At 54.5% G+C, this 13,852-nt stretch carries 11 protein-coding genes and 1 riboswitch; of the genes, 2 read left to right on the plus strand and 9 right to left on the minus strand.

From position 1 onward, the window contains the following. Positions 1–173 precede the first annotated feature (173 nt). Positions 174–491 carry a hypothetical protein gene (locus J7382_RS11010; RefSeq protein WP_209069074.1) on the minus strand — a complete coding sequence of 106 codons (318 nt, stop codon included), beginning with the start codon at positions 489–491 and terminating at the stop codon, positions 174–176. 425 nt (positions 492–916) lie between these two features. On the opposite strand from J7382_RS11010, the gene J7382_RS11015 reads away from it, so the two are divergent. Further along, the gene (locus J7382_RS11015) at positions 917–1,621 is read left to right on the plus strand and encodes an NAD(P)H-dependent oxidoreductase (protein WP_209069075.1); all 705 of its coding nucleotides are present in this window, start codon (positions 917–919) and stop codon (positions 1,619–1,621) included. Between the two features lie 43 nt (positions 1,622–1,664). Here J7382_RS11015 and J7382_RS11020 read toward each other — a convergent pair whose 3' ends face one another. Together J7382_RS11020 and J7382_RS11025 are read right to left on the minus strand one after the other, a co-directional pair. Then, the gene (locus J7382_RS11020) at positions 1,665–2,570 is read right to left on the minus strand and encodes a LysR family transcriptional regulator (RefSeq protein WP_209069076.1); all 906 of its coding nucleotides are present in this window, start codon (positions 2,568–2,570) and stop codon (positions 1,665–1,667) included. 101 nt (positions 2,571–2,671) lie between these two features. Beyond that, positions 2,672–3,139, minus strand: a complete 468-nt coding sequence (locus tag J7382_RS11025; protein ID WP_209069077.1) for a DUF1036 domain-containing protein — start codon at positions 3,137–3,139, stop codon at positions 2,672–2,674. Positions 3,140–3,440: 301 nt separating this feature from the next. Between J7382_RS11025 and J7382_RS11030 the strand changes: the two genes are divergently transcribed. Continuing rightward, positions 3,441–5,099, plus strand: a complete 1,659-nt coding sequence (locus J7382_RS11030; protein ID WP_209069078.1) for a thiamine pyrophosphate-binding protein — start codon at positions 3,441–3,443, stop codon at positions 5,097–5,099. A gap of 182 nt (positions 5,100–5,281) precedes the next feature. Here the strand turns inward: J7382_RS11030 and J7382_RS11035 are convergent, their stop codons facing one another. The 6 genes from J7382_RS11035 to J7382_RS11060 form a co-directional block, all read right to left on the minus strand. Then, positions 5,282–5,584: a hypothetical protein gene (locus tag J7382_RS11035; RefSeq protein ID WP_209069079.1), complete on the minus strand. Its 303-nt coding sequence runs from the start codon at positions 5,582–5,584 to the stop codon at positions 5,282–5,284. Positions 5,585–5,702: 118 nt separating this feature from the next. Continuing rightward, positions 5,703–5,903: riboswitch (cobalamin riboswitch) on the minus strand. A gap of 234 nt (positions 5,904–6,137) precedes the next feature. Further along, positions 6,138–7,655, minus strand: a complete 1,518-nt coding sequence (locus J7382_RS11040; RefSeq protein ID WP_209069080.1) for a sulfatase-like hydrolase/transferase — start codon at positions 7,653–7,655, stop codon at positions 6,138–6,140. 4 nt (positions 7,656–7,659) lie between these two features. After that, positions 7,660–9,321 carry an ABC transporter ATP-binding protein gene (locus tag J7382_RS11045; protein WP_209069081.1) on the minus strand — a complete coding sequence of 554 codons (1,662 nt, stop codon included), beginning with the start codon at positions 9,319–9,321 and terminating at the stop codon, positions 7,660–7,662. Continuing rightward, positions 9,321–10,460: an ABC transporter permease gene (locus tag J7382_RS11050; protein WP_209069082.1), complete on the minus strand. Its 1,140-nt coding sequence runs from the start codon at positions 10,458–10,460 to the stop codon at positions 9,321–9,323. The genes J7382_RS11045 and J7382_RS11050 overlap by 1 nt, the downstream gene beginning before the upstream one ends. Beyond that, a complete protein-coding gene (locus tag J7382_RS11055; protein WP_209069083.1) occupies positions 10,460–11,464 on the minus strand; it encodes an ABC transporter permease in 1,005 nt (334 codons plus the stop codon). Before J7382_RS11055 ends, J7382_RS11050 begins: the two co-directional genes overlap by 1 nt. A gap of 67 nt (positions 11,465–11,531) precedes the next feature. Next, entirely contained in the window at positions 11,532–13,562 is a 2,031-nt protein-coding gene (locus tag J7382_RS11060; protein WP_209069084.1) for an ABC transporter substrate-binding protein, read from the minus strand. Positions 13,563–13,852: the final 290 nt, after the last annotated feature.

Genomic DNA, 13,852 nt, shown 5'->3' on the forward strand with positions numbered 1-13,852 from the left:
GCAAAAGAGGCGGCCCGTTGTGTCTCACAACCTGAATGTTTCTCTCGAAAACCACTCACAAAGCACCACGGCATCTAACAGTACAAGACTGGATCTTGTAAGCACACGAAAACAAATGCCCAGCAGTGCACTGGGAGAAATCGCAAAATCTCCGCAATATTTTAGATCAACACTTACGAAGGCGACGTAGAGCTGCGCTCAAACCGTATTTCGGCTATAACAGTCTCTAAAGACTTTTCATATTTATTGACCTTCTCGCGCCCGACATATGCGCCAATTCCTGCCCCGACCAAAATAAGTACGAGAAAAAACAATATATTCTCCTCCATCTTACCTGGCCCCGCCAGTCCTTCAAAAACGGCGGCCACGAAGCCAGAGATAGCGCCCCCGTAAAGGACGAAAGAGCTCACTTGCGGCCTCGAAATGCCCAAATACTTGAAGCGTTTCTCTGCTGCTGATTTTTCCTCATAAGTAACATTCGCAAGTCTCATTACCCGGTCCTTTGATGGGCTTCTATTTCTCATTCATCACCTTATCCATAATCGCTCATGGATGACCGATTTCACGCTGTGGTGCGGCATGTACTACGCTTTTAGATATTGCATCGTGATTTCAACCGATTCAATAAATTCAATTATTCCAAATATTGATTTCCTACATCAAAATGCCGTTTCTAAAGCGATGTTCGTACTGGCCCAAAGGCACCAGAAGGGAACCCGCTCGGAAGCTTTGCACTTAAACCTACACTTTCGTCAAACAGACTGCGATCATCCACAAACTCTTACAGAGGGGGACTGCGGCCCCCCCCCCACCGACATTATCTGCCAAACCCGAATTCTGAATCCCCTCTTCGCGCTCTAACTCCTGTCGCGCATCCGTCCTAGGTCTGCTGCATCAGTTAGTCAGAGTGAGCGACATGAAAGACATTCCCTCCCCCTCCGCCGTACAGAGCCAGATCCTTGACGCCTTCAACTTCCGGCACGCCTGCAAAGTGTTTGACCCAAGCCGCAGCATCCCGCCGGCTGAGTTTGACACCATTTTAGAGGCCGCGCGCCTGTCGCCGACCTCCTTTGGCCACGAACCCTTCAAGATCCTGATGATCCAATCCCCCGAGAAACGCGCGCTCTTCCGCGATTTCGCCTGGGGCGCAAACGGCGCCTTCAATGGCACCGACGGGCAAATCGGCACCGCCAGTCATTTTGCCATCCTGCTGGCCAACACCGCCACCTCCATGACCGCAGGCTCCGACCACCTCATGACGTTCTACCGCGAGGTGAAGCAGCTCCCTGAAGAGGTCATCGCTTTCCTCACCGACGCCTACGGCAAGTTTCAGCAGACCGACCACAAAGTCACCAGTGATCGCGAGATCACCGACTGGTCCGGCAAGCAGGCCTATATCGTGCTGGCCAATATGATGACCGCCGCCGCGCTGATGGGCATCGACTCCTGTCCGATCGAAGGCTTTGACATGGACAAGACCATCGCCGTCCTCAAAGACGACTTTGGCATTGATCCCAAAGACTACAAACCTGCGGTCATGGTGGCCTTCGGCTATCGCGCAAATGACCCCGAGTTTGGCAAGACCCGCCGCAGCATGAACGAGACTGTCAGCTGGTTCTGAATCAAGGCGGGCGCGGGGATCCTCCCTGCGCCCCTCTCCGCATCTACGCTTTCCACGCTGGCGCTTGGCCAATTTCCTCAATCAGGAAATCCATGAACACTCGCACCTTGGCAGAGAGTTCATTGCTCTTGGGGTAAATCAGCCAAAGCACTGCCCCATCGTCCACATCATACTCCGGCAACACACGAACCAGCGCACCTGATTGCAGCTCCTTGTGCACATTCCACACCGCGCTAAAGGCAATCCCCGCCCCCGCCACCGTGGCAATCTTGTGACTGGCGCCATCATCCACAATCAACCGATTGCGCGCGAGACCTGGGTCAAACCGCCCCTCAGCCCCGTTGCGCCCACGCAGCTGCTTTACCTCCTGCCCGGCAAAGCCAACCAGATCATGCCCGGCCAGTTCCTCCGGCGTCTGTGGCGTGCCGCGCCTTTCCAGATATGAAGGCGCCGCACAGAGGATGCGGTGATCCTCCGCCAGTTTGCGCCCCTTCAGACTGGTGTCCTCAAGCGCCGAATTGCGGATCGCCAGATCAAAACTGCCCTCAATCAGATCATACACCAGATCAGACAGTCGCAGATCGAGGGTAATCTCCGGATACCGCGCCAAAAATTTATGCACGATCGGCGCAATATAGAGCTGCGCAAATGTACTGGGCGCGGTGAATCGCAACACCCCTTTGGGTGTCTCCTCTCCCCGCCCCAGCGCCGACAGACCGGCCTCCTCCTGCGCAAGCATCTCACGCGCATAAGGCAAGAAAGCCGCGCCCTGCTGCGAGAGGGAAACCTTGCGCGTGGAGCGGTGCAACAGATCCGCGCCCAGCGCATGTTCCAGCTTGGCAAGCCGCGCACTGGCCACAGCAGGGGCCAGCCCAAGTTTGCGTCCTGCTGCACTGATGTTGAGCTTATCCGCCGCAAGCACAAAGAGGCGCAGACTATCTGTATCCATAAGGCCCTCACTTGATCACCAAAGCGTTGCGACACTAAGTGAGGGCTGACAGGCAATCCTGCAACGCAAAAGCGCCGATCCTCTCGGATCAGCGCCGGCACTCACTCCAGAGTGAGGGTGTAATGTGGACGCTCAGAGGTGATTTCCTTCACGCCAAATTCGACCAGCTCTTCGTCATCATCACAGGTATAATCGTCATAAAGTACCCGCTCAAACCTATACTCTGGGACGCAGAGTTCTGTCTCTGCGTTGCCGCTCCAGTAGTACCCATCATCATCTTCCGCATAATAATAAAGATAGCTGTTGGAATACTGGCCAAAATTGCCTTCAAAAAGTGTGGAGCAATCACCCGTTTCAATATTGCGCCAGCCAAACAGGGTCCGATACTCATCGGTGTCGTTCACCCGCCAGGCATAGGCCACATAGATCTTTGAGCCGGATTCATTGCAAATCGTGGCGGAGTAATCATCGTGTCGCCCGCTTGCTCTGTCTCGATCACTGGCAACCCCGGCAGTCGGCAATAGCATTACCGCCACCACAGCCAGCTGTGTGACCCATTTCAATCCCATGTTCAAAAATCTCCCCAGTGCTACCCCAACACAATACGTCGCGGCCTTTCAGTCCATGTGTTTTTCTAAAATGACAGCACCGCATCACGCAACCAAAAGTAATATCAAGGCAATTTTCGGCAAAACCTTCTGTCTTTCCGGCTCGACCCTCACTTCGCATGGCGCGACGCCTGTCTGGAGCAGAGGGCGCATGTGCGCCCCTCTTCTTCTCCACAAAGTGCCGCAAGGGCATTTTTAAAACGCAGCCCTTGTAACCCGCCAAACGCCCGCCATAACATCCGCGCGAATGACCAAAAGGGGAATGACCGTGCAAGGTTCAAAACACGGCGGCAAAGTGCTGGTAGACGCACTGGAACAACAAGGCATCAAACGCGTCTTCAGCGTGCCCGGCGAGAGCTTTCTGGCCGCATTGGATGGCCTTTATGATGCGGGGATCGAAAACATCGTCACCCGTCAGGAAGGTGGCGCCACGATGATGGCCGATGCCCACGGCAAACTCACCGGGGAACCCGGCGTGGCCTTTGTGACACGTGGTCCCGGTGCCACCAATGCCTCCTCCGGCGTGCACGTGGCGTTTCAGGACAGCACGCCAATGATCCTCTTCATTGGTCAGGTCGCAAGCGATCAACGGGATCGCGAAGCCTTCCAAGAGGTCGACTACCGCGCCATGTTTGGTCCCTTGGCCAAATGGGTGGCCGAAATTGACCGTGTGGATCGCATCCCCGAATATGTCGCACGCGCCTATCGCACCGCCATGTCCGGTCGTCCTGGCCCGGTTGTGCTCGCCCTCCCCGAAGACATGCTGTCATCTCCCTGTGACGCCGCCGTTGCGCCTGCAGCAACGCTCCCTTCTGCCAAAGCCCATGACGACGACGTCGATCAGGTTCTGTCTCTGATGCAAGCCGCGCAGAATCCTCTGGTGCTGCTGGGCGGCGGCCGCTGGACACCAGAGGCCGCACAGGCCGTCGGCACGCTTGCCGAAAAACTGGATCTGCCCGTGGCCGCAACCTTCCGCTGTCAGGACTATCTGGACAATCGCCACCCCAACTACGTGGGCGATGTGGGCATTGGCATCAATCCCCAACTCGCCGAGCGTGTACGTAATGCAGATTATATCTTCTGCCTTGGCGCACGTCTGGGCGAAATGACCACAAGCGGCTACACACTACTGTCCGCCCCAACCCCGACGCAGAAACTTGTGCATGTGCATGCTGATGCCAATGAACTGGGGCGGGTTTATCATCCCACCCATGCCGTCACCGCCGATGCCGGCGTGTTTGCGGCCCAGCTTGCCGCCCGCGTCGCCGATCAGCCTGCTGTCGCGCCCAGCGCCCGTGTGACCCAGGCCCGCGCCGATTACGAAGCCTGGCAACAACCGGTGGAGACCCCCGGTGCGCTCAAGATGGAAAATGTCATCCAGCACCTCAACGAGGTGCTACCCGATGATGCCATTCTCACCAATGGCGCGGGCAATTACGCCGCATGGCTCCATCGCTACTATCGCTATCGCGATTTCGGCACCCAGCTAGCGCCGACGTGCGGCTCAATGGGCTACGGTCTGCCCGCCGCTGTTGCGGCCAAGTTGGAACGCCCAGAGCAGGAAGTCATCTGCCTTGCTGGCGATGGCTGTTTTCAGATGACCATGCAGGAATTTGGTGTGGCCTGCGAACAGGACGCCAATCTGATCGTGCTGATCTCCAACAACGGCATGTATGGCACCATTCGCCTGCACCAGCAGAAGAAGTTCCCCAAACGGCCCAGCGGCACCACTGTGTTCAACCCCAACTTTGCACAGCTGGCCCAAAGCTACGGTGCCTTTGGCGCGGTTGCAGAAACAGACGCCGAATTCCGCGATGCGCTGGCACAAGCGCGCGCGGCCAACAGCCCCGCCATCATCGAGCTGCGCATTGATCCCAAGGCACTCGGTCCGATGGCCCAGCTCGAAGAGCTTGACAACTGAATGAAACAACTGTGCGGGGCGGCGTGAATTGTCTTAACGCCGCCCCGCAGTTTTTTCGGGCAAAACAACGCACCTGCGCGATACTGACGGGAAACCGACGCAATACCGACGTGCCATTTGGACCGTGAGAAAAGTTAAAACAGCCCCAGATGTGGCGCGGCGCCCCCGACCGGGGCAGCGCATTACACCATCCGACGCCGCGCTTTTGCCCCACCACGACGCCTGCGCTCGGGCATATCCAAAGACAGAACCTGCAGAGGATTCCGAAGCGACTCCCGCAGCAGCGCACAGAACGCCTGCACCGCCGGATCAGTATCTTCAAAAGCTTCCGCCATCTCCAAAGCCCGCTCCGCTTCTTTCGGATAGCCGACATTCCGAGGCAGTCCAGCCAACCACTGCAAATAGCCCAAAGTCCCGAGCTCTTCCGCTCGTCTTGGGGATTCTGTACGTGTTTGCAACGTATTAAGTGTGCTTTCCAACAGCATAGCGCCCTCCGCGCCTGCGGCGTGCCATAAAGAACAGCGATGTCATCGGCCCAGTTGGATCCATCACGATGTCTCTGCTGCCCAAGGCACCCCGCCTGGGTTTGAGTGACTGCGACGCGGGAACCGCGCCGGAGATGGCAGGTCTCCTGACTTACGGGTCATCACGCTCTTGAACCTTCCCAGGCAGAGGCCCAGTGGTATTTTTCAAGTACGCTCACCGCTTACAGTTGCGGGGGCAGTCGTGGCCTTGAGCTCTCGCTCGCACCACGTTCCCTTTTCAGCCACTCCCAAAAGCGGCACCATCAAAGCCCTTCTGCCACGCCATCTCTAACAGGTCCAGAAAAACTCTTTGCACCTGCAGAATTTCCGCAAACCCCACCCAGACCCACTAACGCAAACACCTGATGCATATTGATATTTTACATCAAACAAGATCTTTTCCGCGCGTAGCTTCACAAGATCAAACAGAGGGCGAGCGGCGCTCCAAACCATCGTCTGAGAGCCGTGAGTCGGCACAAAACAACCGCCGACTCACACTGATTTTGATCGAACCCTAGGTGCCAAAAAGGTCCGTCGCTCCATTATCAGACAGGCGCAGATTGCAAAGAGTCTGCTCATTGGCGCGCATGCGATCCGCAATCAGAGCCTCAGCTTCTTTCAAGCGCAAATCGATATAATCCGGATCATTCAATACGTTGCGCGTACAGCCTGGATCTTTCTTTCGATCAAACAGAAGATCAGGCGCATTGGGGCATCGCACTTGCAAAGCCTCCGCACCAAGGCGTGCAAGCAAGTGAGAGCCCCGAGCATAGTCGCGCGGCTCGACGCCCTCAGGTGCAGGCCAGTTGGACCGGAAATCAAACTCCCAGAACACAGCCTCCCGTGGTGGCGCACCCGCATTCTGCAATTGAGGCATCAGACTGCGTCCATCCAGTGAATTGCTGGGCTCAACGCCCCACAACTCAAGCAAGGTAGGCATCAGATCAATAGCCGACGTCAACCCTTCACAGACCTGGCCAGCTGGCGCACCTGGAAGCCGCATAACCAACGGAATATGCTGGCTTTCCGGGAAAAATCCACCCTTACCCAAAAGTCCATGATCTCCCATCATCTCACCATGATCAGAGGTTAAGATGACAAGCGTATTGTCCCAAACACCCAGCTCTTTCAGACGGTCCATCAAACGGCCGATTTGTGCATCCACCTCGGAGATCAAGCCATAATAGACCGCCCGAATGCGCCTGAAATCTGCTTCCGTCAACTCGTCCAGCGCCGCTTCTGCGCCCGGGACATAGTCAGAGACCCGAGTGTTGCGTTTCAAGAGCGAAATCACTGGATGCTTGGCCAATTCCTCTTCCTGCTCCGCAAACCCTGGCCCCTCTTCTGGCGCATACATCGTGTTATAAGGCGCAGGCGCTCCGAATGGGGGATGTGGATGGATCAGAGACAAATGCGCAAACCATGGCTGATCAGACGGCTGCTCCTCTACCCACTCAATCAAACGCCCTGTCAAATACGCTGTTTGACTATGTTCCGCCGCAAAGCCAGTCGGCGCGGTAGAAATGCGCTCACCTTCTTGCTCCGCCAGCTGGTAGGGCGTTTCAGTCACCTCAGGGCCATAACCCAGTGATTTTAGCCAGCGTCGCCAAGGCGCAGCATTGCCGATAAGCTCCTGCTCCACTTCGAATCCGGGCAGAATGCCTTCATAGGTTTTCAAGGCAGGATCTTCTGGCGCATGGCTGCGCGGATCCGCAGAAATATCAGTGTATCCAAAAAGAGTTGGTCGATAACCAGCCCGTCGCGCCGCGCGTGCCATATTGTCAAAACGATGCGCCAAAGGGGAGCCATTGGCCACCCCGCGATTGTTCATCTGCCACAGCCCCGTATACATCGCCGCACGGGCTGGCGAACATGGCGCAGCGGCGGAATAGTGCTGCAAAAATGCTGTGCCTTCTGCGGCCAAGGCATCCGTATGCGGCGTTTTCACCACACCGTGCCCAGCAAGGCCAAGGCAATCTCCCCGCCATTGATCGGCAGTGATGAACAGAACGTTGAGTTTTTTCTTGGTCATCTTTTTATCCAGCTCTCAGCACTGGGGCCGCGGCCAGCAATGCCTTGGTATAATCCCGCTGTGGATTTCGAAACAATTCAGGTGTTGGGGCACTTTCAACCACCTTACCCTGCTGCATGACCACAGTATGGTCACAGAGATTGGCCACAACCGCCAGATCATGGCTGATAAAGAGGATCGTAAGGCCCAGCTCTTTCTGTAATGATTTCAACAGGTCAAGGATCTCAGCTTGAATAGACACATCCAGCGCCGCGACAGCTTCATCCGCAATGATGAACTTGGGGCGAGAGACAAGCGCACGTGCAATCGCGATCCGCTGGCGCTGCCCGCCCGAGAAGGCATGCGGGAAGCGGCGTAAGTGCTCTACATCCAGTTTGCACAGGCTGGCGATCTCTTTGACCCTTTCATTGGTCTCAGACCGGTTTTTGGTCAACTGCATCATCTCCAGTGGCTCAGCGATGATATCGCGCACGGTCATACGTGGTGAAAGTGCAGCGTAGGGATCCTGGAAGATAAGCTGCGCGCGGCTGCGGTAGTCTTTGAGTTCCGCCTTTTTCAACGACCCAATATCGTAGCGCACATCCCCATCGTCATAAGTGACTGAGCCGCTCGCGAAGTGATTGATCTTCAGCATAGAACGGCCAGCCGTGGTCTTTCCCGATCCACTTTCGCCAACCAATCCAAAAAAGCTGCCTTTGGGAATATCAAAGGAGACTTTGTCCACCGCTGTAAAATAGGTGTGGCGCCCCAGCAAAGACTTTCCAATTGAGAATTGGATGGTCAGGTCTTTCACCGACACGATCGGCGTGTCAGTGTCACCTTCGGTTTTAACAGGTTTGGCCGGAGCGTTGAGAATGCTCTCATCAATGCGGGGCACCGCCGCGAGAAGACGTTTGGTATAGGCGTGTTGTGGTGCTCGGATCACCTCATCAACTGTACCTTGCTCTACAATTTTTCCCTTTTGCATCACTGCAACGCGGTCTGCGATTTCTGAAATCACAGCAAGATCATGCGTGATGAAAATAACACCCATCCCGAATTCGGTGATCAGCTCTTTCATCAGTTTCAGAACCTGCGCCTGAATGGTGACATCAAGCGCTGTTGTGGGTTCATCCGCAATCAGAAGTTTGGGCCGCGTGGACAAAGCCGTCGCAATCATGGCCCTCTGGCGCATTCCGCCTGACAGCTCAAACGCATATTGATCAATACGTTTTTCCGGCATCGTGATGCCAACCCGGTCCAGCATATCGATCGAGAGCTCTCGCGCCTCAGGATAGCTCATGCCGCGATGCAACATCAGCTGTTCGGTCATCTGCTTACCAATGGTCAAGGCAGGCGCAAAGCTGGCAATAGGCTCCTGAAAGATCATCGAAATCAGATCACCACGCACTTTGCGGAGCTGCTGATTGCCTTTCAATGAGAGGATATCCACCGGCCCGTCATCAGAAGTGATGACCATTGATGATCCTTCAGAGAAGCGCGCATAATTTGGGTTCAGGCGCATCAAGGAACGGCCCGTCACCGACTTGCCGGAACCGGATTCACCAACCAGCCCCAGAACCTCGCCCGGAGCGACATCAAATGACACGCCAGAAACCGCTTCAACGGTGCGATCATGGGTTTCAAAGGCAACATTCAGGTCACGAACAGAAAGCAGCTTTTCCATCATTTCGGCTCCGAATAGGGGTCAGCAGCATCACGCAAGCCATCACCGACAAAGACAAAGGCCAACACCAGCCCAATGAAAAATGGCACAGGGATGAAATACCACTGATAATTCAACAACACGTCCACGCGTGTCACATTTTGAAGCATGACACCAAGAGAGTTGACCGGATCTTTCAAACCCAAACCGATAAAGCTCAGCGCAGTTTCGCTCAGCACCATGTAGGGGAAGGAGATCACCAGATCGACGATGATGTAACTTGTAAAACTGGGCAGAAGATGGCGGCGAATGATCTGTGCCGCCGATGCACCGCTCAATTGCGCGGCCAGCACATATTCCGCGCTACGCTCCGCAAGAACATGGGTTCGGATGCGCCGGGCCAGCGTGGACCATCCCAACAGGCCAAGCAGCATTGAAATAAAGAAGAAACGCTCCTCCGCGGACCATTCCTGCGGCACAAAAGCAGCCATGGCCATAAACAATGGAATGGTTGGCACAGCTTTCACCGTATCCATGAGCGCTTGCAGGATCGTATCAACCCAGCCTCCGAAATACCCGGCAGCACCCCCAATGACCAGCGCAAGAACAAACGAAATCAGAACCCCAATCGTGCCCACGGCAAGGCTGACACCGATGGAGTGCAGCAACCGCGAGAAGATATCCTTACCACCAGAATCCGTGCCAAAAACATGCATGAACCCGTCTTCGACACCAAAGAGATGGCGATCCATGGAAAGCCCTAGGAACTTGTAGTCCCAGCCCGATGGGAAAAACACAACATAGTTACGCTCCTCAGTCGGGCGGGTCACCCATCGGAAATTGGTATCCGCACCACGATAGCGCTCCACTTTATGAATAAAAGGCCGGATAGAGCACCCCGCTGCATCGCAAAACTGTGGAATTTGCGGAGCTCCATTCACGTAGTCCGCGTTCCGCCCCGCTGCATTAGGCTCATAAGGTGAGAGAAACGGGGCAAAGACACCGCATAGAATGAACGCAATGAGAATGGCCAAAGCCACGACAGCGGACCGTTTGCGTCGGAAACGCTCCCAGATCAGCGTGTATTGACCTGCGGTATAATAGCTTTCATCGCGCTCGACATCTTTGTCAGCGGCTGGGGCTTTAGAGAAAAGTGCCATCAGAAGAACCCCTTTCTTACGCGCGGATCAAAGAGTGCCAAGAAGATGTCCGTCACAAAGTTGAAAATCACGATGGTGGCCGTCAATGCCATGATGATGGCTCCAGCCAATTGCTGATCATTGGATTTCGCCAACGCGTCCAACAACAACGCACCGGCATCCGTCAGAACCAAGACGGCCGCGACGATGGGCAGATCATTAAAGATACGGTTCAAATCGTACCCAACCGAATTGATCACAGGACCGAGCGCATGGCGGGAGGGGTATCTCCACAACAATCCCCAGCCAGATTGCCCTCTGGCCCGAGCCGCCGTCACATAAAGCTTGTCCTTTTCGTCAGAGACCAGAGCCCGCACTGTCTGCATCTGAATGGCCGTCGCAGACCATGCCAAAATAACAATCGGCAACCACGCGCGGCTCATCATGTCCGCAAATTTCGCAAATGACCAAGGGGCGTCACGATACGCATCACTGAACAAACCCGTCATGGTTTCGCCAAAGTAGATTGTCGACAACAGCATGACGCAGAGCGCCAGCAGGAAGTTTGGAAGAGCCAGTCCCATATAGCTGAAAATACGCAGAGAGCTGTCAAACCAGCCATCGCGCAAATTCGCAGAGATGATGCCAACGGGTACAGAAATTGCATAGGTCAGCAGCAAAGCAACAAATGACAAACCAAGCGAAATGAGCAGTTTATCCCCAATCAGCTGTGTCACATCCACACGCCACAAACAGCTTTCACCCAAATCAAACCGCAAGAAGATGTCTGTCACCCAATTGGCCCAACGGATCACATAAGGCTGGTCGAGCCCCATGCGGATTTCTTCCGCCAAAATGTCTTCGGCCGTGATTTTCAGGCCCTGAGTGTCTTTATATGCGAGAAACCGTTCGGCACAGTTGCCTGGCACAAGTTCCATCAAGGTGAAAACCAGAAACGAAACCAGCAGCATTGTGGTGAATGCTGCAAAGAAACGTGTGGTGATGTATCGTAAAAACGCTGACATGAGCCCTCAGCCTAATAAGAATCCCGGCCAGCGGTCACCGGCCGGGCAATTGCTTTAAGTACGGATCTTATTCGTCCAGCCACCACTGATCTGGGTGGTAGGGGTGCGCACGGTAGTAGTCGTAGGACCAGGTCTTGAACTCATCAAAGTTCTTCAACTTGTTGGACCGATAGACCAGGTTCTGTGTCTGAACAGTGCCGATGTATTGCATATTCGCAAGTTGCAGATCGATGATCTTGGAACCCAACTCGTTATATGCGTCGCTGCCTGGGGTTGTGGCCTGCCATTCGCGGGCCAGCTCAGCAAGTTCTGCGACCCATGCTGGTGGCTCTACGCCCTCTGCACCATTGGTGGTTTCATAGCGTTCCCACAACATGCCGTTACGCTGGTGGAAGAAGGATCCGAATGGAACCACCAGACGGTCAATGTTACCCTGCATCGTTGCTGCAGGACGACCATTGCGCCATACAGTTACATCAAGTTCGTTTGCAGACTGAGCGGCGCGATATTCATCGGAAGTAACTTCCTTGATCGCGGTCTGAATACCGGCATCGCTCCAGTACTGAGCAACCGCTTCGACAGTTTCAACAGAGGTGCCCTGAGTGGAGAACTGGATATTGACGGTCAGCTTGGCGCCAGAGGGCAGTTCACGATAGCCGTCGCCATCGGTATCAGCCAGACCAAGTCCATCAAGCAATTCAGATGCCTTGGCGGGATCGAACTGAGTTGCAAAATTAATTTGCTCTTCAGTGGCAAACTCAGGTGCAGGATCAAAAGAAATATACTGCGAAGGTTTGCCCAGCCCCAACTGAGCCAGTTCGTTCAGCTCATCACGATTGATCGCGTGGCTCATGGCCAAATTGAAATCCTGAGACGCGAACACCGCGCGCTTCTCTTCATCTTCGTGAGTATGGTTGAAACCGAAGGTCTCAAACGTGATCTGAGGACGCAGGATCACAGTGTAGTCCCCGCCGTCCTGACCGTCGAGCAGTGCAGGCGCTTGTGGCAGAAGGTTAGATTGCGATTTGTAGTCTGCTTCACCGTTGAGCAACTTGAGCAAACGCACTTCAGCATCAGGGATATACTGCTCATAGATCTCATTGACATATGGCAGCTGCTGACCCGCGGTATCAACAACGTGATAGTAAGGGTTCGCAACAACACGACGTGTCTCTGTTGTGTCTTCGACCACGATGTGGCTTTCCAGAGTTGGCACAACCGCGGCTGGCAAAGATGCAATTTTACTGGCGTCCTTCAGGTATGGAGACGGCACGTCTTTCCAGTCAGAGCCACCATAGTAGAAAGCGATAACCTCGTAGCCGTTTTCGAAACCGGCTTCTTTGGCCAGTTTATCAGCGTCTGGGTTGATGGCCGGATGATACTGACCAAGGAAATGCTTGGGTTGGAAAGGCTGACCATAATACTGAGAAATCGCGGCCAGAAAGCCCGGGTTTGGTGCCGCAAAGGTGAACTTGAAGGTCTGATCATCGATAATCTCGATGCCCATTGGCTCACCGCCAGCCTGCCAGACGTCTTTGATGGAGCCAACGACGTTTTCGTCTTTGGTCATATTCTCCAGCCAGAACTCCACATCCGCAGAAGTGAACGGCGCACCGTCGGACCACTTATGTCCCTTACGAAGAGTGAAAGTGATAGCTGTAAAATCGTCATTCCACTCAAACGATTTTGCGACATTGGGCTTCACTGTCAGCAGGTCGCTGTCAAAGCGGGTCAGGCTTGCATGACGCAGAGACAGAAGATCGGATGTACCTGACTCAGTCGCGTTAGAATAACCATCGATAACGCCACCATATTTACCAACAGAAGCGAAAGGCAGAACAACCAAGGGCTCTTGCGGCAAGCGATCGGCCACAGATGGCAACTCAGGGTTGCCTACGATACGCGCATTCAACTCTGTGATCGCCGGGTTTTCACTAAAAGACAGATCACAGTTCGCTGCCGCTTCAAAAGCGCCGAGCTCAAACTGCTTTGGGTACGCCCCTTCCAGGCCCTGAGTGTCGGCAACTGTAATCGCCGGGCACTCGGCAAATGCCGCGGTCCCAAGCGCGATGAGGCTGACGGTAAGTAGCGGTCTCATAGGGTTTATTCCTCCGTTGAGCATGAATTTATTTTGATTTCATCTTCGAATTTGAACCGGCGCGCGGAAAGCAAACACCCTCTTCAAAAGCTTCATAGACAAGACATGGCACCAAGAGCTGTGCAATCGTGCGCATACAGAATTCATGAGGCATGTTTTTCTCAGTCTAAGAAGAGAGCAATTCGTTCGAGTTCACGGGCAGCGTATAGCCGCGAAAGCTAACGGTTTTGTGACAAACATCGCAGTGGAAAACCTTCTTGAATTTCAACACAAAAGCCCCCCAGCAACAC

This window comes from Shimia sp. R11_0 (assembly GCF_017744035.1).
Lineage (GTDB): Bacteria > Pseudomonadota > Alphaproteobacteria > Rhodobacterales > Rhodobacteraceae > Shimia > Shimia marina.